Origin of the sequence: Rhodococcus artemisiae (assembly GCF_036327795.1) — a bacterium.
Lineage (GTDB): Bacteria > Actinomycetota > Actinomycetes > Mycobacteriales > Mycobacteriaceae > Rhodococcus > Rhodococcus artemisiae.
Map to the genome: position 1 here is coordinate 16,302 of NZ_JAUTXY010000022.1, position 20,635 is coordinate 36,936.

17 protein-coding genes are annotated in these 20,635 nt (G+C 65.0%); 9 read left to right on the forward strand and 8 right to left on the reverse strand.

Features of this window, described 5'->3' with window-relative positions:
* Positions 1–3 precede the first annotated feature (3 nt).
* Entirely contained in the window at positions 4–1,794 is a 1,791-nt protein-coding gene (gene arsA / locus Q7514_RS30155; protein WP_330136935.1) for an arsenical pump-driving ATPase, read from the forward strand.
* Between the two features lie 99 nt (positions 1,795–1,893).
* Here the strand turns inward: arsA and Q7514_RS30160 are convergent, their stop codons facing one another.
* A complete protein-coding gene (locus Q7514_RS30160) occupies positions 1,894–2,265 on the reverse strand; it encodes a MerR family transcriptional regulator (protein ID WP_330136983.1) in 372 nt (123 codons plus the stop codon).
* Positions 2,266–2,467: 202 nt separating this feature from the next.
* Here Q7514_RS30160 and Q7514_RS30165 point away from each other — a divergent pair, with 202 nt between their 5' ends.
* The 3 genes from Q7514_RS30165 to glpX all read left to right on the forward strand — a co-directional run bounded on the left by Q7514_RS30165 (position 2,468) and on the right by glpX (position 6,865).
* Positions 2,468–4,009, forward strand: a complete 1,542-nt coding sequence (locus tag Q7514_RS30165) for a SulP family inorganic anion transporter (protein WP_330136936.1) — start codon at positions 2,468–2,470, stop codon at positions 4,007–4,009.
* Positions 4,010–4,505: 496 nt separating this feature from the next.
* Positions 4,506–5,810: a Na+/H+ antiporter NhaA gene (nhaA, locus tag Q7514_RS30170; protein WP_330136937.1), complete on the forward strand. Its 1,305-nt coding sequence runs from the start codon at positions 4,506–4,508 to the stop codon at positions 5,808–5,810.
* 77 nt (positions 5,811–5,887) lie between these two features.
* The gene (gene glpX / locus Q7514_RS30175) at positions 5,888–6,865 is read left to right on the forward strand and encodes a class II fructose-bisphosphatase (protein WP_083583940.1); all 978 of its coding nucleotides are present in this window, start codon (positions 5,888–5,890) and stop codon (positions 6,863–6,865) included.
* Between the two features lie 264 nt (positions 6,866–7,129).
* On the opposite strand, the gene Q7514_RS30180 is transcribed toward glpX, so the two are convergent.
* Both Q7514_RS30180 and Q7514_RS30185 read right to left on the reverse strand, forming a co-directional pair.
* Positions 7,130–8,035, reverse strand: coding sequence for a hypothetical protein (locus Q7514_RS30180; protein ID WP_139282004.1), 906 nt, complete (start codon positions 8,033–8,035; stop codon positions 7,130–7,132).
* Between the two features lie 160 nt (positions 8,036–8,195).
* A complete protein-coding gene (locus tag Q7514_RS30185; protein ID WP_139282005.1) occupies positions 8,196–8,612 on the reverse strand; it encodes a hypothetical protein in 417 nt (138 codons plus the stop codon).
* 519 nt (positions 8,613–9,131) lie between these two features.
* On the opposite strand from Q7514_RS30185, the gene Q7514_RS30190 reads away from it, so the two are divergent.
* Positions 9,132–9,740: a recombinase family protein gene (locus Q7514_RS30190; protein ID WP_330136938.1), complete on the forward strand. Its 609-nt coding sequence runs from the start codon at positions 9,132–9,134 to the stop codon at positions 9,738–9,740.
* A gap of 58 nt (positions 9,741–9,798) precedes the next feature.
* Here Q7514_RS30190 and Q7514_RS30195 read toward each other — a convergent pair whose 3' ends face one another.
* Complete coding sequence (locus Q7514_RS30195; RefSeq protein WP_330136939.1) at positions 9,799–9,999, reverse strand: hypothetical protein; 201 nt, start codon at positions 9,997–9,999, stop codon at positions 9,799–9,801.
* A gap of 290 nt (positions 10,000–10,289) precedes the next feature.
* Between Q7514_RS30195 and Q7514_RS30200 the strand changes: the two genes are divergently transcribed.
* A complete protein-coding gene (locus Q7514_RS30200) occupies positions 10,290–10,805 on the forward strand; it encodes a hypothetical protein (protein WP_330136940.1) in 516 nt (171 codons plus the stop codon).
* 388 nt (positions 10,806–11,193) lie between these two features.
* Positions 11,194–12,192, forward strand: coding sequence for a DUF4192 domain-containing protein (locus Q7514_RS30205; RefSeq protein WP_330136941.1), 999 nt, complete (start codon positions 11,194–11,196; stop codon positions 12,190–12,192).
* Between the two features lie 127 nt (positions 12,193–12,319).
* On the opposite strand, the gene Q7514_RS30210 is transcribed toward Q7514_RS30205, so the two are convergent.
* The 4 genes from Q7514_RS30210 to Q7514_RS30225 all read right to left on the reverse strand — a co-directional run bounded on the left by Q7514_RS30210 (position 12,320) and on the right by Q7514_RS30225 (position 13,919).
* Positions 12,320–12,493, reverse strand: coding sequence for a hypothetical protein (locus tag Q7514_RS30210; protein ID WP_330136942.1), 174 nt, complete (start codon positions 12,491–12,493; stop codon positions 12,320–12,322).
* A 12-nt stretch (positions 12,494–12,505) separates the two neighbouring features.
* Positions 12,506–12,844, reverse strand: a complete 339-nt coding sequence (locus Q7514_RS30215) for a hypothetical protein (protein WP_330136943.1) — start codon at positions 12,842–12,844, stop codon at positions 12,506–12,508.
* A 165-nt stretch (positions 12,845–13,009) separates the two neighbouring features.
* Positions 13,010–13,507, reverse strand: coding sequence for a hypothetical protein (locus tag Q7514_RS30220; RefSeq protein WP_330136944.1), 498 nt, complete (start codon positions 13,505–13,507; stop codon positions 13,010–13,012).
* Between the two features lie 16 nt (positions 13,508–13,523).
* Positions 13,524–13,919: a hypothetical protein gene (locus tag Q7514_RS30225; RefSeq protein ID WP_330136945.1), complete on the reverse strand. Its 396-nt coding sequence runs from the start codon at positions 13,917–13,919 to the stop codon at positions 13,524–13,526.
* 241 nt (positions 13,920–14,160) lie between these two features.
* On the opposite strand from Q7514_RS30225, the gene mobF reads away from it, so the two are divergent.
* Positions 14,161–19,749, forward strand: coding sequence for a MobF family relaxase (mobF, locus tag Q7514_RS30230; protein ID WP_330136984.1), 5,589 nt, complete (start codon positions 14,161–14,163; stop codon positions 19,747–19,749).
* A 184-nt stretch (positions 19,750–19,933) separates the two neighbouring features.
* Entirely contained in the window at positions 19,934–20,569 is a 636-nt protein-coding gene (locus Q7514_RS30235; protein ID WP_330136946.1) for a hypothetical protein, read from the forward strand.
* Positions 20,570–20,635: the final 66 nt, after the last annotated feature.

A 20,635-nucleotide genomic window follows, 5' to 3' on the forward strand; every position in this document is an offset into this window, starting at 1 on the left:
TTCATGGCTGCCGATCCGACGTTCCTGACCGCTCCGCCCCGGTTCGTGTTCTTCACCGGCAAAGGCGGGGTCGGCAAGACCTCGGTCGCGTGCGCGTCGGCGCTGCGCCTGGCCCGGACCGGCAAGAAGGTGCTGCTCGTCTCGACCGACCCCGCGTCGAACGTCGGGCAGGTCTTCGGTCTGAGTATCGGCAACACGATCACCGAGGTCCCCGCGGTGCCGGGACTCTCCGCGCTCGAGATCGACCCCGAGCAGGCCGCCGCCGCCTACCGCGAACGCATCGTCGGCCCCGTTCGAGGACTGCTACCGGATGCGGAGATCGCGTCGATCACCGAGCAGTTGTCCGGCTCGTGCACCACCGAAGTCGCCTCGTTCGACGAATTCACCTCGCTGCTCACCGATCCCGACGACCGGGTCGCCGGGTTCGATCACGTGCTGTTCGACACCGCTCCCACCGGCCACACCATCCGGCTGCTGCAACTACCTGGCAACTGGACCGAATTTCTCGACCGCGGCAAGGGCGACGCGTCGTGTCTCGGTCCGCTGGCCGGGCTCGACAAGCAGAAAGCCATGTATGCCGGCGCGGTCGAGGCCTTATCGGATCCCGGCCGTACCCGCCTGGTGCTGGTCGCTCGCGCCAACCGCGGTGCCCTGGCCGAGATCGCCCGCACCCACGACGAACTCGCCGCGATCGGCATGACCGGACAGCATGTGGTCATCAACGGCGTACTGCCTGCCCCGGCCGATGACACCGACCCACTCGCCACCGCCGTGCACCAGCGTGAACAGACCGCACTGTCGGATCGTCCCGCTGCGATCGCCGCGTTGCCCACTGATCTGGTGGAGCTCAAGCCGGTCAACATGGTCGGCCTCGACGCCTTGAGCACTCTGTTCGACACCACTGCGACGGCGAAGTCCGCCGCCAATACCGATCTGGGGATTGCCACGGTCGTCGACGCCCCCTTGGCGGGCCTGGTCGACGAGATCGAGGCAGACGGACACGGGCTGGTGATGTGCATGGGCAAAGGCGGGGTCGGCAAGACCACCATTGCCGCCGCGATCGCGGTGGCCCTCGCCCGTCGTGGCCACGACGTGCATCTGACCACCACCGACCCCGCCGCACATCTGACCGAGACTCTCGCCGGGGAACTCGACCACCTCGAGGTCTCCCGCATCGACCCCCGTGAGGCGAGCGAGACCTATCGCGACCGCGTGCTGGCCACCAAAGGCGCGGGGCTCGATACGGCCGGTCGCGCCACCCTCGCCGAAGACCTACTCTCCCCGTGCACCGAGGAAGTCGCGGTGTTCCAAGCCTTTTCGAAGGTCATCCACGAATCACGTCGCAAGTTCGTCGTCGTCGATACCGCCCCGACCGGGCATACTCTGCTGTTGCTCGACGCGACCGGTTCGTATCACCGGGAGATCGCTCGGCAGATGGGCGACGGCGGGCGCTTCACCACCCCGCTGATGCGGCTGCAGGACCCGGCACAGACCAAGATTGTCCTGGTCACCCTCGCCGAGACCACCCCGGTGCTCGAGGCCGCCGGCCTGCAGGATGATCTGCGCCGCGCCGGTATCGCACCGTGGGGGTGGGTGGTCAACAATTCCCTGGCCGCTGCGAAACCTACCTCCACGCTGCTGCAGCGGCGAGCGGTCGCCGAACTCGAGCAGATCGACATGGTCCGGGGCGAACTCTCCGATCGGCACGCGGTGATCCCACTCGCCGTTGCCGAACCGGTCGGAATCACCGCGTTGGGACGGCTGGCAGAACGGTGTCCGGCACCAGTGCGTTGATCCGCAAGCGCCGATGTCGGCGGCCAATTCCTGGACGGTGCGGTCGTTGTCGCCGGTGACCCAATCGCCACTGCGTATCTGTGGACTGCGCGGTCGTGTTCAGTCGGCGTGCGTTTTCAGGATGGACGTCAGTTCTTCCGCATACGCAAGCTGGGTACGCAACCGGGTACAGCTGTCCTCCGCGCGCTCATGGAACCCCGCCAGCACCACCCGGGCGGCGGCCACCGCCTCGTGCGCTGCGTCGGCGTCGGCAATGACATCGAGGGCGTCGAGCAACTCGCGCATCTCCTCGAGGGTGAACCCCAACGGTTTCATCCGCCGGATCACCAACAGCCGCTGCACGTCATCCTCGGTGTAGAGACGGAAACCCCCGGCGCTACGGGCGGACGGGGTGACCAGGCCCAGCTCGTCGTAGTGACGGATGGTCTTGATCGACAGCTCCGTGCGCGAGGCCACCTGCCCGATCTGCATGTGTCCCGACTCGATCGTCACTGCCCGCTCTCTTTCCTGCCCCGGTGAGCTTCCACCGTAACGGCGCAGCACCCGCGATTCGAACTCTACCCTCTCGGGAGGGTAGAGTTCCGCTCGATCTGCGGGCACGACGTTCCCGTTCTGTCTGCACACGGGCATCGCCCCGGTAGTCCCATCCCTTCGCTGGAAAGAAGACCTTCCTGTGACCACGCCCGTCGGCAGCACTCCGCCCGTGCACGAGGCGGACACCGATCCCGCAATCTCGGTGCGAGCCGCCCTGCGCTCTCCCAAGCGCCTCAAGACCGAGATCCTGGCCGGTCTCGTGGTTGCGCTGGCGTTGATTCCGGAGGCGATCTCGTTCTCGATCATCGCCGGGGTCGATCCCCGGGTGGGGTTGTTCGCCTCCTTCACGATGGCCGTGACCATCTCCATCGTCGGTGGTCGTCCGGCGATGATCTCCGCAGCCACCGCCGCCATTGCCCTGGTCATCGCCCCCGTTGCCCAGCAGCACGGACTCGACTACTTCATCGCCACCGTCATCCTCGCCGGCATCCTGCAAGTGGTGCTCTCGGTGCTCGGCGTGGCCAAGCTGATGCGGTTCATCCCGCGCAGCGTGATGATCGGTTTCGTCAACGCGCTGGCCATCTTGATCTTCACCGCGCAGTTGCCGCACCTGATCGATGTGCCCATCCTGGTCTACCCGCTGGTCGCGGTCGGGCTGGCCGTGATGTTCTTCCTGCCCAAGATCACCACGATGATTCCGGCGCCGCTGGTGGCGATCGTGCTGCTCACCGCCGCCGTGCTCGTCTTCGGCTGGGACATCCCCAACGTCGGCGACGAAGGTGAACTCCCCGAATCCCTACCGGCACTCTTCTTCCCCGATGTACCGCTCAACCTCGAGACGCTGTCGATCATCGCGCCCTATGCCATGGCGATGGCGCTGGTCGGCCTGCTCGAATCCCTCATGACCGCCAAACTCGTCGACGACATCACCGACACCCACTCCAACAAGACCCGCGAAGGCTGGGGCCAGGGTGTGGCCAACCTCGTCACCGGGTTCTTCGGCGGCATGGGTGGCTGCGCGATGATCGGCCAGACCATGATCAACGTCAAGGTCTCCGGCGCCCGGACCCGCATCTCGACGTTCCTCGCCGGGGTGTTCCTGCTGATCCTCGTCGTCGGTCTCGGCGATGTCGTCGCGCTGATTCCCATGGCCGCGCTGGTGGCGGTGATGATCATGGTCTCGGTGGCCACCCTGGACTGGCACAGTATTCATCCGCGCACCCTGAAGTTGATGCCGCGCAGCGAAACCCTCGTCATGGTGGTGACCGTCATCGCCACCGTCGTGACGCACAACCTCGCGATCGGGGTGATCCTCGGCGTGGTCACCGCCATGGTGCTGTTCGCCCGCCGAGTCGCACACATGATCACCATCGAGAAGATCTCCGACACCGACACCGATCAGGACGGCACCGTCGACACCCGCGTCTACAGGGTGCACGGCGAGCTGTTCTTCGCCTCGTCCAACGATCTGGTGTACCAGTTCGACTACGTGGACGATCCGACGAATGTGATCATCGACCTCACCCAAGCCGATATTTGGGATGCCTCCACCGTCGCCACTCTCGATTCGATCCAGCGCAAGTACGCCTCCAAGGGCAAGCATGTCGAGATCATCGGTCTCGACGGCGCCAGCCTCGCACGCCTGGACCGGCTCTCGGGGCGACTGGGCGAGAGCCATTAGCCACTTGGTGTGCTTGTCCGCCCCCTACCCGGGTGCCTCTGCCGTGAGACGTTTGCGGTGCGGCGGCACCGTCGGGCAGGGGCACCACGCCGACGATACGACCAGCCGATAGGATCGATCCTATGCAGACCCGGCCGACACTCTTCCGTGCCGGATCGCGACCATCGAATTCTCCGGCGCCTGCAGCCCGCCGCGTAGGCAGGGGTCTTCTCCGGTGGGACCTCGACTTCGAGGAGAATCTCCGTCCCGGAGGAACAAACGGGTACACCACCTCCTGGGGCACCAACGCGCACGGCAAGCTCGCCGGCTGCCCACCGTCTCGGCCCTGAGCCACACCCCGACCCGAGACCTTCGACCGGCACCCATGTCGCGATGAAGGGTCTTCGGCGCTGGTAGTGGCGTGCGCAGGTATAGGAACCGCCGCCACGGCGGTTCGCCGTCACCGACCTCTGCTGCCTCCGGCGCCTGAGGGTTCGGATCGCCAGGAAGTGCCCCGATGACCACACCGTTTTCTCGTCTACCCCTGCTCTCACCCGGATCGTGGCCCGAAGCCCGACGCATCACCACGATCCTGCGCAAGGAAACCGTCGGCGGAATCTTGCTTCTCCTCGCTGCGGCGCTCGCGCTGATCTGGGCCAATACCCCCTGGTCCGAGGCATATCACTCGCTGCGCGAGGTTACCGTCGGACCGGCTGCGCTGCACCTGGACCTGCCGCTGTCGGTCTGGGCGGCAGACGGGTTGCTGGCAGTGTTCTTCTTCGTCGTCGGCCTCGAACTCAAACGCGAATTCGTCGCGGGCGACCTCCGCGATCCGCACCGCGCTGCACTCCCGATCATGGCCGCGATCGGCGGCATGGCGGTGCCAGCGCTGGTGTTCGTCCTGATCAACTGGCGCACCGGGGACGGCGCACTGAACGGCTGGGCCATTCCCACCGCCACCGATATCGCCTTCGCGGTAGCGATCCTTGCTGTGGTCAGCTCCCACCTACCCCTGGCTCTGCGCACCTTTCTGCTCACTTTGGCCGTGGTCGACGATCTGCTCGCCGTAACCGTCATCGCCGTGTTCTACACCGACGACCTGAACTTCACCTACCTCGCACTGGCGCTCCTGCCGCTGGCCGCGTTCGGATTCGCGGCGCAGAAACGGATCCGCTCGTGGTGGATCCTGATTCCCCTGGCGGCAGTGACCTGGTGGTTGGTCCACGAATCCGGGGTGCACGCCACCGTCGCCGGGGTGCTGCTCGGCTTCACCGTCCCGGTCGTGCGCAGCGCCGCCGCCGGTGGCCCGGAAGCCGGACCGGGCCTGGCGGAACATTTCGAGCACCGCATCCGTCCTTTCTCCGCCGGGGTGGCCGTGCCGGTGTTCGCGTTCTTCGCTGCTGGAGTGACTGTCGGTGGTCTGAGCGGTTTCCTCGATACCCTGGGCGATCCCGTCGCGCTGGGTATCGTCGCCGGACTCGTGATCGGGAAGGTGGTCGGCATCACCGGTGCCAGCTATCTGACTGCGAAATTCACCAAGGCTCGTCTCGACGACGGACTGACCTGGCTCGATGTCGCCGCAGTGGCACTGCTCGGCGGCATCGGATTCACCGTCTCCCTGCTCATCGGAGAACTTGCCTTCGCCGGTGACCCGCTGCGCAGCGACCACGTCAAGATCGGCGTGCTGGCCGGCACCATCATCGCGGCCGTGCTTGCCGCGATCGCGCTGCGCATCCGCAACCGCGCCCACCGCGTCCTGGCCGAACGCGAAACCCGCGACGACGACCACGATGGCATTCCCGACATCTATCAGCACCCTTGACCTCGAGCCTCACCGGCAGACAGGCACCCCGAGTTTCCGTGAGCTATCGAAACCCACTTCCGAGGAGAACACCTGTCATGAGTCCCACCGCAGCCCCGGCCGAACAGCGCCCGGACCGTAATCTCGCCCTGGAATTGGTCCGCGTCACCGAAGCCGGCGCCCTGGCCTCCGGGCGGTGGGTCGGCCGCGGCGACAAGGAAGGCGGCGACGGTGCCGCTGTCGATGCGATGCGCGCGATGCTGGCCACCGTGGCTATGCGCGGTGTCGTGGTCATCGGTGAAGGCGAGAAGGACGAAGCGCCGATGCTGTTCAACGGCGAGCAGGTCGGCGACGGTACTGGACCGGAGTGCGACTTCGCGGTCGACCCGGTCGAAGGCACCACCCTCATGGCTACCGGCGCACCCAATGCCCTCAGCGTCGTCGCGGTCGCCGAACGCGGCGCCATGTTCGATCCCACCTCGGTGTTCTACATGGACAAAATCGCCGTCGGTCCGGCTGCGGCCGACGTCGTCGACATCACCGCCCCAGCGGCCGAGAACATCACCCGGGTCGCCGCCGCACTGGGCAGCGCGGTGGCGGATCTGACTGTGGCCGTGCTCGACCGGCCGCGGCACGCCGAGCTGGTCGAACAGATCCGCAGTACCGGCGCACAGATCCGGCTGCTGCCCGATGGGGACGTCGCCGCCGCGATCGCGGCTTCCCGTCCCGGTTCGGGGATCGAGGTGGCCATGGGGGTCGGTGGTACTCCCGAAGGTATTCTCGCCGCGGCCGCCCTGCGGTGTCTCGGTGGGGCGATCCAAGCCCGCCTGGCCCCGCGCAACGACACCGAACGCGCACAGGTGCACGCTGCTGGGCACGACCCGGACCGGGTCCTGCACACCATGGATCTGGTGGGTGGAACCAACGTGTTCTTCGCCGCCACCGGCATCACCGATGGGGCCTTGCTGCGTGGAGTGCGTTACTTCGGGGGGAGCCGGGCCGGTACTCAGTCGATTGTGATGCGCAGCAAGTCCGGCACCGTCAGGGTGGTCGATGCCGAGCACACTCTTAGGTGACCACCAATAAGGACTCTGGGATCGTCGATGACCCGAACAATTGATGCGATGAGCATGACAATCCGCGTTGCATTCCGAGCTGATCCAGAGGGTGGCCACCGTCAGCATCGAAGCGATGGGTCACCGGCGCGATCGGGCTGCTCGGATCGAAACGATGAGATCAACGATTCACTCACGATTGACTGAAAGCTGCGTGATTCGCCAATGTCGGCTTGGCCTTAGCAAAGTGTCGCGGCGGGCTGTTGGCCCGCCGCGACACCAGTCCTACGCGATATGCCGACCGTCGTCGTGCGGTGTCCACTTCATGTCGACGAACTGCTTGAACTCCGCGATGAGATCGTTGTTGTTCTCATGCGCCCGACGAGTGACATCGAGATTGGTGACTCGGCCGCGTCCAAGCCCCGGAACAGTTTTCAACCGATCCTTCGGAATCTTGAGCAGCTTGCCCGTGCTCAGTGGTACCGCCCGCTCGAGCTGGGCATAACCCAGTACCTTCGTCTCGTAGTAGCGAGAGGCGGACATCAGCAGATTCTGACGCGCCCAACCCTGGGGAACGAGAAGTAGAGGTTTGTCAGCCGCAACTGGAAGCTCGAACGCCTTGACGACCCAGCCGCGAGTGGAAGAATCCCAAGCCTGGCACCCGAACGTCTCTACCCGATGCCCACCCGACGTGAACTCCGGGTACTGATCCACCGTGTAGGACGTGAACTCAGCCAGCGCATCGAAAATGATACGCGTCGTGATGTCCGATGTGATGTCCTTGTCGATGCCCTCTATGAAGAGTGGCAACTCCTCGATCTCTTTGAAAAGACCAAGCACGATGAAGGCCTTGAGGTCTTCATTGAGTGACCTCCAGATCCAAGATCCGACTTCGCTAGCGCCGCCATGGCCGCTGAATCCACTCTTTGCAAGACCCAACCGAGTTTCCCATGGCTCGGGAAACTGCTGAAGAAGCCACAGTCCACGCCGGACGTCTCCCCGAGCGACACAATCGAGGACTTCCTCGAAGAACGTCTCGGTGCACTCATTCGCCTTGACCGCGAAGGGATCCGCTCGCTGGTGGAGTCGAATGGCCCGCGGATCAAGAAACCACTTGTTGTCGACAGTGACATCGACATCCAGGAACGGTACGGAACCAGTAATCCCGTACACGCTGGTGATAGGAGCCATCAGGCCCTCCTCATCAGGTAATTGGCCCGAGGATGAGGAGTAGAGACACGCGTCCCTAGGGGACTCCGCTACGCTGGAGAAGACTTGCACAGTCATCAACCGCGTCCTCGGACCGGTTACTGGCCTGATCCCGTTGGCGCGGGACCAGGCCAGAAGTCATTTAAGAGTCGCCGCCCTCCGAATGATCATCCGTAGTGCGCTTCGAGCGGTTCCCCACAATTTCTACGCTCGGACCCTTGAGATCTATGCAAAGCATTCCGTCTTGCTCGTATGGCTTGTATCGGCGGCTGATGGTCGTATCGATGTCATAGAACTGTGTAAACGCAGTGGCCGACATGATGACCTGCCCTGTGTCCTTACGCGCCGACTGAGGCCGAACCGTGTATGCGTGCGGTTGATCGGATTCACGCAGAGCAACGACCTGGTTGTCCTTGTCGAACAGGAGCTCCACCGACGCAGGCTCTCCAATGAGCTTGTGTGCGGCCTTGTTGATGGAGAAGATTCCACGCTTCTGAATGGTCACACTGGGGGCTTTCGCCAGTGGAGCCATCCTCTTGTCGAACACTTCGAATCCCATTGCTCCTCCTAACCTTGGATTGAGTGTACCAAACGGGATGCAACAACTCCCTCGTTGAACGTCTGGTTGAAGTCCTGATGAAGTTTGTCATCGCAATTTCGAGGTTACGTGACCGTAGGTTGGAGGATTTCGGTGGCTGGGGCGATGGAGCTCGTCTTCCTGTATCGGCGCCGCCTGTCCGGTCGCTCGACCCGCGACATCGATGGGATGTTCACGGAACGGGGGGCGAAAGGGCTTCTAAGTCCGCCAAGGCGCCGAGCAAAGCATCGGACACTCGGTTCTGAATAGAACTCATATCAGTTCTAGCTCTTTTCATCTTCTGCTTGCGCGTTCCGGTCGAGTTCATGGCAACGGTTCCTGCGGCGAGAAGGTGTCCTGTAAGGCGACCCTCTACCAGCACACCCGAAAACGGCCCCGCCCCCGAACGCCACCACAGATCACAGCCTCGAAGCGTGTGCTGGTAAACCGTCCTGCATGTCGGTCCGGGATAGGCGGCCTATGACGGACTATCGTCGCCTGGTGACCGAAATCCTCATTGGGTATGCCCGATGCTCCACTCAAGGCCAAGATCTGCGAGCGCAGCGCACAGCGCTCAAACGCCTCGGCGTCGATCCGGATCGGATCTACACCGACAAGGGCTTCACTGGACGCAACCGCCTCCGACCCGGTCTGCGCGAAGCACTGGCCGCATGCCGGCAGGGCGACCAACTCGTGGTTGCAAAATTGGACCGATTGGGTCGGAGTGCCGTCGATCTGCGTGCCATCGCCGACGAACTCGAAGCGAAAGGCACCCGGCTGAACATCGGCGGATCAATCCACGACCCCACCGACCCGACCGGCAAGCTTTTCTTCGGCATGCTCGCATTGATGGCCGAGTTCGAGTCCGACTTGATCAGGGCCAGGACGAAGGAAGGTATGGCCGAAGCGAAGAAGGCCGGTCGGCTCAAAGGTAAGCAGCCGAAACTGTCAGCTCTGCAACACAAGCGACTGCTCGACGACTACGAGTCCGGTCAGTACAGCGCCGCGCAGCTCTGCGAGATCAGCGGGCTCTCGAGGTCAGCCATGTACGCGGCACTACGGCGTGCACGCGAAGAAGTAGGAAAGACGCGGCAGCTCGAAACGGTGTGACTGCGAGAAGGTGCGGGTGGGGTACACAGTGAATCATTGCGCCCCACCCGCAATCCCACTACTTCCGGGTGCGTGATCGGATCACCTGGTGGGTGACGTTGAGAACGCTGCTCGCCACCCCGACACCCACAGTCCAATCGGACATCCAGGTGGCAAGAGTGCCGGCCAGGACAGCGGGGACCGCAGCAGACCACGCCCACCATCGGCTCCGACCTGGGGTGTTGGAGTTGCTGCGAGATCTCGGGAGCGATTGGCTCATAGATGATCCTTCCAGTTCGGGGCAGTGCCACTTGCACGGACATGCTGAGGAATAGCATCTGCCGTTTTCGGAAGCATGGCATAAATGCAACACTTAGGTCGGAAAGCCGCTATGCTGCGGCTATGTCACGGGGACCGGGGAAGCGTCAGCGTCAGATTCAGGCGGCGATTGCCGAGGCGCTTCGCCTCAGATATCCGTCCGTCCGGGGATACACACATCAGTCACGGTGGTTCACCCTCAACATGTGCGGCCTGACTCCAGTAGCTTCGCCGCGATCCGAACGAGTCTCGATGGCCCGCGCAGTGCACCTCATGGAGCAGCAGGGAATTCTCGAAACCACCATGATGAACCCCTACGGCTTCCCGTGGCTACGTGCAGAGGCAAAAAGCATCGTCAGCCGGAAAAAGTCACCGGGGCGGAAACTTTGGTTCCGGCCGATCCCGAGCCAGGATTTTCGAGCCGCCGAAGACGCGCTCTGGATCGACCACCCCGACAATCTGGACAAGGATTGGGATGAGTCCAGCATCAGCAGGCTTCCGGCCGATGATGTACTCCGCGCGAAGCTGATTCCCTGGCGATACGAGAGCGAGAATCAGCTGGTCGCTCGGGCTGAAGCGGAATGCGGGCAAGTGGGGGAGGAACTGTCCGCCTGCCTACTCAATTGGATCGCGTTCGGGACTCAGGGCGGAGGCGAGCAGGCCGATTCAGGGCAAGGTGACAAGGTGAATCCGCGGGGCGGGACACGGAGTACCCAGAAGGTCACCCTGCCGCAGCTAAAAGCGGACGTGCACCCGCAACTGACGTGATGGCCAGCGCGATTCTCTCCCGAAGTCGCAGTCGCCGAGCAAACCGAGGGATCTTGTCTCCGAATCGAGGTCTCCGGTCTTCGTGGTCCGCACGGGGTTCAAAGGCCACCTTCGGTGTCCACCGATTCGAGCTCCGCTGCGCTCCGCCCTGTTGAAGAGCATTCTTTTTCCTTCTGGCCTTCCGATTTTGACCGGCGGTGACCTGCGCGCAACCCCTGGGCGCTTCGCGGCCTACGGCTCGAAAACTTTCTCCTCCGCTTCGCTCCTCCGAAACTTTTCGTCCCAGGGGTGGCACTCCGGACCCCTCATGCCGGTCTACATCTCCTTTGCCAGAAGGCAAAAAGAACGGGCGGGCCGAGCAGGTCCGCCGCGACCGTGAGGAGTGGTCATGTCCGACCGCATTCAGATCAAGAGCACCGGCGAACTCATTGCAGCTCTGCCGACCATGCTTGGCTTCGTTCCCGCTTCGTCGATCGTGATGGCATTCCTCAATGCCGGAGCAATGACCTTCATCGCTCGCACCGACTTCGGCACAGGCGGACGAGCGCTGACGGCCGAGGCGATCGTCAAGACCAACGCGTCCGACGCGGTGGTGATTGTCGCTGTGGCGAAAGGCCGCACGTTCCGCGAAGTGCTCGACGAGTGCGACCGCGTCAGCGACGTGCTGCTCACACTCGGTGTCACCGACCAGGACGTCTTCTACACCCCGAGCGTCGAGGGCGGGGAGACATGGACCGACATGCGCACGTTCGAGACCGGTACCGTGGTCGATCCGAGCACGACCGAATTCGCCGCCGCGACCGTTCTCGCCGGTAAGGCCGTCGCGGCCAGCCGCGACGAGATTGCCGCCCGCTACCGGCGCGAGGGATCGAAGATCATCGATCGCCGCCGCGCACGCAACGCCAAGGAAGTCATGGGCGAGAACTTCGCACGCAATGTCATCAGCGAGCTGGCCGACACCGTGACCGAGCGCCGGGAACCGTCGGCCGCGCTCGCAGCCCGCATCGGGTTGTTGCTTACCACCGACATCGTGGCCCGCGACGCGATCCTCGGACTGGCAGTGATCGATCCGGCATCCGCATCCGAGACGATGGCCACGGTCACTCGCAAGCTTCACGGACCTGAGCGTGTGGCAGCCCTGACAGTCGCCGGATTCTTCGCCTACGTGAACTTTCAGGGGCCCGACGCAGGATGCGCGTTCGATGCTGCCCGCACCGAAGCCGACCAGCATCCGCTGTCCGACACACGACTGCTCGGACTGGTGGACGAGGCACTCCAGACGGGTCTGCACCCGAAGAAGATGCGCGGACTCTCCGGCACCGGAGTCGGAATCGCCCGAGCGAAGTTCGGCATCGAGCTACCCGCCCCGGGCAACAACTGGATCTAACACACGCAAGCGTGGCCCCCGGAATCGGTAGTTCCGGGGGCCACGCCCGTTGCGCAGGAACGTTGTTCAGGCATCGAGCCTGAACAACGTTTACGCAAGTCTCACAGTACCCAGCTGGGCAGGGCGCCTACAGTCCGAACGCGTCGCCGTCCACGTCCGTTGGGAACACGACGTCGATCCGAACAGGGAAGGTGCGCGGGATGCTCTCGCCGCCGACGATCGCCTCGAGGTCACTGTCACTCGGTCGGTACAGATGCTTCGTCGCGTCGTACAACTGCTTCTCCGCGTGTGAACGCTCCAACGTCTATGCCTTTCATTGCTGAACCCACTGGCCTTCCTTCTTGGAAGCGCCGCGGTCTCGTGGAACCCGGTTGGTATGGATCGGCGCAAGACCATCGAGCAGGGGCAAGCTGAATACAGAAAGCGCGAGCCGAGTGCGCCACAGCTTGTGTTTGAATGCCCACAGCCAATGACCGAATAGCCACAGGCCGGCTCCGACCGCAACGAACGTCCACATACGCGGGCTCGCGTGGTCGCTCGCGATCCGAAGCAGACCGATGATGACGAGCAGCCCGCCGCTGAGTCGCGCGAGACCGGAACCAAACACCCACGCTGCGAGAACGATGATGACAAGTCCTGCCAAGGCGCCCACGATTCTCCCCAATCTCTGATGCTGTCGGATCGTCTCACTCGGCACTGACACCCACATCATCCGATCCACACGAGCGCGCCGTAGATCTGTACCGCCGGTTCGTTGACCGTCCGCCAACCCCTCACCCATTCTTCTGATTGCCCGGTTCGTTCACGAGCCGAATAGTCAGAACAACGTCGGGTTTCCCGACTGCCATAGTGCATGCCGCAGCGCGTCTTCGTCCCAACCGTTCCGCAATGCTTCACGAGCTCGGCGTGAACGCGCTACGCGTCCAGCGCGATCGAGTTCCTGCCATCGCCACGGTTGTGTCTTGCCTCCACCGCGACCCTTCGCCGCCATACTCGCCAGATTCTCTGACTGTGTTCCGGGAACCACGTGAGGTGGGCGACCTAACGCCTCCCAAGCCCGCACACACAGCGGGTTGTCGCACACCACGTGCAGCGCCACTTCGTGGTCTTGGAGCGGTCGACCGAGCGCAAGCGCGAGTGCGTATCGGTGCGGACGAACAACACGCTGCCGCCCGTCTCGCTTCATCCAGAATCGACCGTATGAGTCGTCAGCAATGCTTCCTATCCACCAGTGGCAGTCCTGCGGTCCCGGCCCTTTGATGACGTAGCGGAAGAACCGTTCGACTTCGGAATCGTCGTCAGGTTCGAGGGTCACTGTGACTCCGGTGGCGTCAGGATGCGATCCGATCATCGGTAGCTACACGATCAGTGTCCGTCGAGGACGAGCCGGGCTTGGAGGTCGGAGTCTCGGCAGCCCCAGTGTCCGAACTTTTGACAGTCTCCGCAGCGGAAGACTTCTTTGCTTCCTTGACCATTTCGCGCACTGCGCTCACTGGAAGATCTGTCAGATCTGAGATCTCGCGGTCTGTCAGATCCAGGTTCTTGAGCCCGAGTGCGTGCGTGGATTGCAGATCTCGAGCTTTCGCAGTAGCGGCAGTGCACGATTCGTTTGCTCTCGTGATGGCTTCATCTCGCTGCTTCTCCGCGTCGTCGATCAGGAGGCCGGCGGCGATGAACTCTTCGAGCTTGTCGGAAATTTCTTTCTCGCGCTTCTTGCGTTCGGCCATCTTTTCCGCGGCGCGGACGCGCGCGCTCTGGCGCGCGGTGGCTGCGGACTTCTTCTCAGTAGCGCTCACAGATTCCTCCAGATCTTGGTTCGGCTTCGGCCACCCTATCGCTTTCGAGATCCGATCAGCTTCTCATCGGACTCCGCCGTCTCCAAGCATGGAGACTCTGCCACTTAAATCCAACACACCTCTTGCATTAAGGTCACGAAATGATAACGTGCGCTATTCTTCGTTCGTGGGCATGTCCGCGAAGAAGCTGACCGCAGGGGACGGGTACGAGTACCTGACCCGGCAGGTCGCTGCCGCGGACAGCACCGAACTCGGGCGCTCCACCCTCTCGGACTACTACTCCGCCAAGGGTGAGACACCCGGCCGATGGATGGGGAACGGACTCGAATCACTGACTGGAGTCGACTCCGGATCACAGGTGGAAGCCGACCAGATGCGCGCCCTATTCGGCGAAGGACGCCACCCCAATGCGACCGAGATCGAGAAGCAAACCATCGCCGAGGCCGTCACCCGCGGACTCGAACCCGAGGCAGCAGCGCGGCTCGGAATGGCCGAAACGCGACTCGGCAACCCCTTCCGGATCTACGCCGGTGCCACCGAGTTCCGTCAGGTGGTTGCCCAACGATTCACCGACTACAACACTGCCCGCGGGGCCGAATGGAACGCCCGCATCGACGATGAGGTGCGCGCCGAGATCCGCACCAAGGTTGGGCACGAACTCTTCGAAAAGGAGTACGGCCGCCCTCCGGTCGACGAGCGAGAACTGTCCGGTTTCGTCGCCAAGGGATCACGCCAACAGACCACAGCAGTCGCCGGATACGATCTCACCTTCACCCCGGTGAAGTCGGTATCGACCCTGTGGGCCGTCGCCCCTCTCGAGATCTCAGAGAAGGTCGAGAGCGCCCATCACGCCGCGGTCGAGAAGGCAATCCGATTCGTCGAGAAGAACGCGACATACACCAGACTCGGCACAAACGGCGTCCAGCAAGTGGACGTCGACGGGCTGCTCTGCGCCGCCTTCACGCACCGCGACTCCCGTGCCGGTGATCCCAACCTGCACACCCACGTTGCCGTATCGAACAAAGTCCGAGCGAGCGAGTCCGGGCGATGGCTGGCGCTCGACGGACGCCCCCTGCACAAGCTGTTCGTCGCCGCATCCGAGGTCTACAACACCGAACTCGAAGTCGAGATGCGCTCTCGGCTCGGAGTTCGCTTCACCGAACGCGAGCAGACGGACCGCACCAAGCGACCGGTCCGCGAGATCGTCGGAATCGACCCGAACCTCAACGAAGTGTGGTCCTCGCGACGCGCGATGATCGAGGTCCGCCGCGCCGAGCTCGCCTCCGCATTCCAGCGCGACCACGGCCGCGAACCGACGCCGATCGAAGCGATCGCACTAGCGCAGCAGGCGAACCTGGAAACCCGCGAAGCAAAGCACGAGCCGAAGTCGCACGCCGAGCAGCGGCAGGAGTGGAGGCAGACCGCCGTCGGAGTCCTCGGCGGCGAGCATGAACTCTCTGACATGGTCAGGTCGGCCACCAACCCCGCGCCCAGCAAGACCCGGGCCGAGATCACCGACGAGTGGATTCTCCGGTCCGCCGAGCAAATTCTCACCACCATCTCCGCACACCAGTCGAGGTGGCAGAAGGCGCACGTGATCGCCGAGGCGCAGCGCGCCGCCCGTGCAGCGGACCTCTCCGAGCAACAAGTCGAGACGGTCGTTTCCCGGCTCGTCGAGACCGTCACGTCGCCCGAGATGAGCGTCCCGCTCGGACGCCCAGAAGAACTCGGCGAGCCCGGCCCGTTGCGCCGCCGCGATGGTTCGAGCGTCTACACGACAGCTGGAACGCAGCTCTACACCTCCGAGGCAGTCCTGGATGCCGAGCAGCGCATCGTCGATTCCGCGATGCGCACCGACGGCCGCCGCGCCACCGAGATCGACGTCGACCTCGCGTTGCTCGAGCAAGCCGCCAACGACTTCGACCTGAACACCGGACAGACCGCACTCGTTCGTGAGATGGCCACCTCCGGGGCACGGGTGCAGCTCGCCCTGGCCCCCGCCGGCACCGGCAAGACCACCGCGATGGCGGCCCTGGCACGGGCGTGGGAGAACAGTGGCGGCAACGTCATCGGGCTCGCCCCCACCGCGACCGCCGCCGATGCACTGCGCAAGGACCTCGGCGCGCAGACGGACACAATGGGAAAGCTCATCCACACGCTGACCGAGCAGCCGCTGCGCAGACCCGACTGGTTCGACAGCATCGGCGCCGACACCCTCATCGTGGTCGACGAGGCAGGGATGGCGTCGACCGCCGACCTGGACCGGGTCATCGAGTTCGTCGTGTCCCGAGGTGGCAGTGTCCGCTTGATCGGCGACGATCAGCAACTCGCGTCGGTGTCTGCCGGCGGTGTCCTGCGCGACGTCGCGACCACCGCCGGTGCCGTGACCCTCACCGACGTGGTGCGATTCAAGGGCGCCGGCGAGCGTGCAGCAACTCTCGCTCTACGTGACGGCGATCCGGCCGCGATCGGCTTCTACATCGACCAGGGCCGGGTCCACGTCGCCGACAAGGTCGCCGCCGAGGACATCGCCTACGCGGCCTGGCAGCAAGACCGCGCCAGGGGTCTCGACACCGTCTTGCTCGCGCCGAACCGCGAGATGGTCCGCGGTCTTAATGAACGCGCCCGCACGGATCGGCTCGCCGCTACTGGCCCGGTCCTCGGTGCCTCGGTGACGCTCTCGGACGGACTCCCCTGCTCGGCCGGCGACATGATCTGCACCCGGCGCAACAACCGGATGCTCGCCCTGACCCGAACCGACTTCGTCCGCAACGGCGACCGCTGGACCGTCGACGAGGTCCATCCCGACGGATCACTCACCGTCACCAACGTCGGCAACTCACGGTCGATCCAGCTGCCCGCCGAGTACGTCGCCGAGTACACGACGCTGGGCTACGCGCGCACCATCCACGCCGCTCAGGGCATCACCGCGGACACCTGCCACACCGTCGCCACAGGAACCGAATCCCGCCAGCTCGCGTACGTTGCGATGACACGCGGCAAGGAGAGCAACCACCTCTACTTCGGTACCGCCAGCGACGGCGACCCGGAGAACGTGATCAACCGCGAGACCCTGCTGCCCCCGACCGCAGTCGACATCTTCACCGGCATCCTCGCCCGTGGCGAGGCACAAAAGTCCGCGACAAGCACCGCCCGCGACCTCACCGACCCCGCGACCCGCATCGCGCATGCCGCCGCTGCCTACGACGACGCCATCGGCACCGCTGCTGAACACGCGGTCGGCGCCGAGGTGCTCGCACGGATAGACGCCGCCGCCGAGAAGATCCGGTCCGGCCTCACCGACGCACCGGCCTATCCGGTGCTACGCAAGCACCTCGCCCGGATCGCGATCGAAGGCCACGACCCTGTGGAAGTCCTCGACGTGGCGGCACACCACCGCGAAATCGACACCGCGCTCGACGTCGCCGCGGTGCTCGACTGGCGCCTCGACCCCTCGGGCGCACACTCGGCCGGTACCGGCCCACTGCCGTGGCTCCCGGCCATCCCCCCCACACTCGCCGCCGACGAACAGTGGGGTCCCTACCTGTCCCGCCGCGCGGAACTGGTCTCCGACCTCGCCGCCCAGATCGAGACCCAGGCCGGCGAATACACGCCCGAGAACGCGCCGATGTGGGCCTGCCCGCTCCTCGACACCGACGGTGTCCTGCTCCGCGATCTCGCGGTCTGGCGGGCATCCCACGAGGTCGACGACGCGGACCGCAGGCCCACCGGTCCCGATCAATACGTCGCAGCGTCCCGGCGCCACCAGCGGCGTCTCGACACCCGAGCAACCGCAATCCTGGGGGATCCGAACGCCGCGGCGTCGCGCTGGCGCGCGCTCGCCGAGTCCGTCGAACCCCGGCTACTCAAGGACCCGTTCTGGCCCGAGCTCGCCGACCGCCTCGCCGCTGTGCGACGCACCGGTGTCGATGTGCACGGCCTCGTCCGCCGCGGCGTCGCCGACCGACCGCTGCCCACCGACCTACCAGCCGCCGCCTTGTGGTGGCGACTGTCCGGGGAACTGTCGCGCACTACCTCCGATGCCGCGGCGGCGGTGGACCGCACCCCCAGTTGGGGCGCGACCTTGTCCGAAGTCCTCGGATCGGGCGGCGCCGAGGCATTGTCGGCGGATCCGGTGTGGAACAAACTTGTCGCCGTCATCGACGCGGCTGATCCGGCCGACTGGACTGCCCATGATCTGCTCACCGTGGCCCACGACCTCGCAGTCGAGGGGCAGGACGGGGAGACGCTCGACACCCGCGCGCTCGCCACTGCCTTGCCGTGGCGAGTCGAAGCGGTCCTCGCACACACCGCCGCTGTCCCCGGCGAGGGTGCGATCGAGCCTGTCTCCCCCGAGATTGAAGAGGAAGTCGCCTCACTTGCGGGAGCGTGGATCGTCGAGCAGCGGGCTCCCGACGCGCACGTGCCCTCGCGCACCCGCAGCGTCCGGCCCCTCGAATCGACATCCCCTTCACTCGAATCGGAGCGCCGCACCTCCACGTCCGAGATCTCGGTACCGAGCGACTTGGAGGAGCCGCCGGACCTGGATCTGCCCCCGCCTCCGGACGTGGAGTTCGACCAGCCGGTCGACGTCGCCGACCGCGACGCCTGGGCCGCAGGTCTGCTCGCGACCGCCCGGGCGACGCCGGATCGATACACCGAGCTGTCCCTGATCGAGCGCCTCGACCGTCTCAACCGCGATCTCGCCGCGGCGCAGCGACGACTCGATTCGCTGTGGCAGGCCACGCTCGACGGCACCACCGAGCACCTCGCCGCCGCCCTGCCGATGCTGACCGATATGCAGCGCCGAGTTGACGAGCAGCGCCCGTACGCTGCGGACGCCGCCGACGCGCATCGTGGATGGACCGACGAGTCCCGCGAGGCAGAGGCCGCGGCGAACACCGTCGCCCGTCTGGCCGAGCAAGCGCGCACCGCGCGGGCGGCCGGCGACAACGACCAGGCAGCGGCGCTCGATGCCGATCACGCGCTGGCAGCGATGGTCGCTGATGCGGCGGCCACCGCCGCATCAGCGGCGAAGGCGGACCACGACGCGGCCGAACAGCGTCTGGTCGAGATGGCCGGGGGCGCCGCGAACATCGTTTCCTCCACCGACGTCGAGATCGCCAGGCTCGAGGCCGAGGAACGCGACCTGCGCGCCTTCGCCGAGGCTCGTCGCGATGTGGAACAGCTCAGCGGTGCGGTCAGCCGTGCTGAATCGGTCATTGCGCGCGCGTACGCAGAGACCGCCCCCATCGTTCCTGGTGACGGTCCGGCACCGCACGTCGCACGAGCCGCTGCCGCGACCCGGACCCTCGACCGTCCAGCCGAGACCCGCCAGCAGCCCACGCCGCAGCGTGACCTCGACCACCAACTGCCGAAGGTGGGCCGCGGTGACACGGTCGAGCAACCACAGACGCACCGCGCTGCGGTGAGCGAGCCGACCGCAGCGCGGACCATCGACGAGGTCACCGCACGGATCAAGAAGGCCGACAAAGTCGCCGCGATCCCGACGGCCGAGCTCAAGTCGAAGATCAAGCAGGCGATGCTCACTCAGCGGATGAACCCGACCGCCGCAGGCCGCGCCGGCATCGAGAAGTACCGCGCCGAGTTGCAGCGCCGCGCCCAGCTTCCCGCCGCCGAACGAACGGTCGAAGATGCTGCACGGCAACGCATCAACGAGAAGAAGGCTCGCACTGAACCGGGCCGAGATGCCCACGACTCTGGCCCGCGTCGCGACCGTGACCGTGGCCTTGACCGCTGACCGGCCGAGACGAAGGAGGCATGAAACGATGCACAAAAACGCGCACGGCCGCAGCGGGGACGCTCACCACGGTCGGTGGTGCGTGGGCAGATTCATCGGTGGTAGCCGACCGACATGGGGAGGGTTATGGCCCGGCAGAACGACGACCAGAGATCACTGTTTACGTTCGGGGAGGAAGACAACGATGGAAGAACAAGGCAACGCCGATCTGAAGATCCAGACCGAGGTGGCTCGGATCTGGGGCGAGTGGGTAGGGATGGACCCCGACCTGACACCGGAGCAGCGCCAGAGCCTGATCTGGAAAGAAGCCGCGCGGCTGACGCAGATGGTGGAGGAAGCAGTCGGGGAAGGGGGCCACGGAGGTCTGCTGGACCAGTGGCGAGCGAAGAACCCCGGACTGACACCCGACTATCAGACGGTGGTCTCGGCGATGCGGCAGGCGTGGGAGCGGGAGAGCTCGCGGGTGCTGGAAGCGGAGCTGTACTCGCAGGTGACCGACGAGGTGTACCAGCGGGTGACCCGCGCACAGGAGCTGGTCGAGCAGGAGAGCCAACAGCTGGTGGAGCGGGCACGCGACTCGCGGGACCCGGATCGCTGGAAGACGCCGTGGGTGGATCCGTCGCAGTTGGCGGAGAAGATCGTCGACCGGGTCTGGCCGGGGCAGTCGGGACGGTTCCTGGTCCTGGCCTGGTCGCTGATCCAGCAGCGACTGGAGGACAACCAGCGGACACCGGACAGCAGGCACGACCCACTGGCGGACGAGCTGGGAGCGTTGATCGAGGTCGAGATGCAGGAGCATCCGACGACGACCCCGTTCTGACCCTCCGGGCGCAGTGGGCGCGCGCACACACCTCCCGCAAGGAAGCACTGCGCCGCGGTACCACCG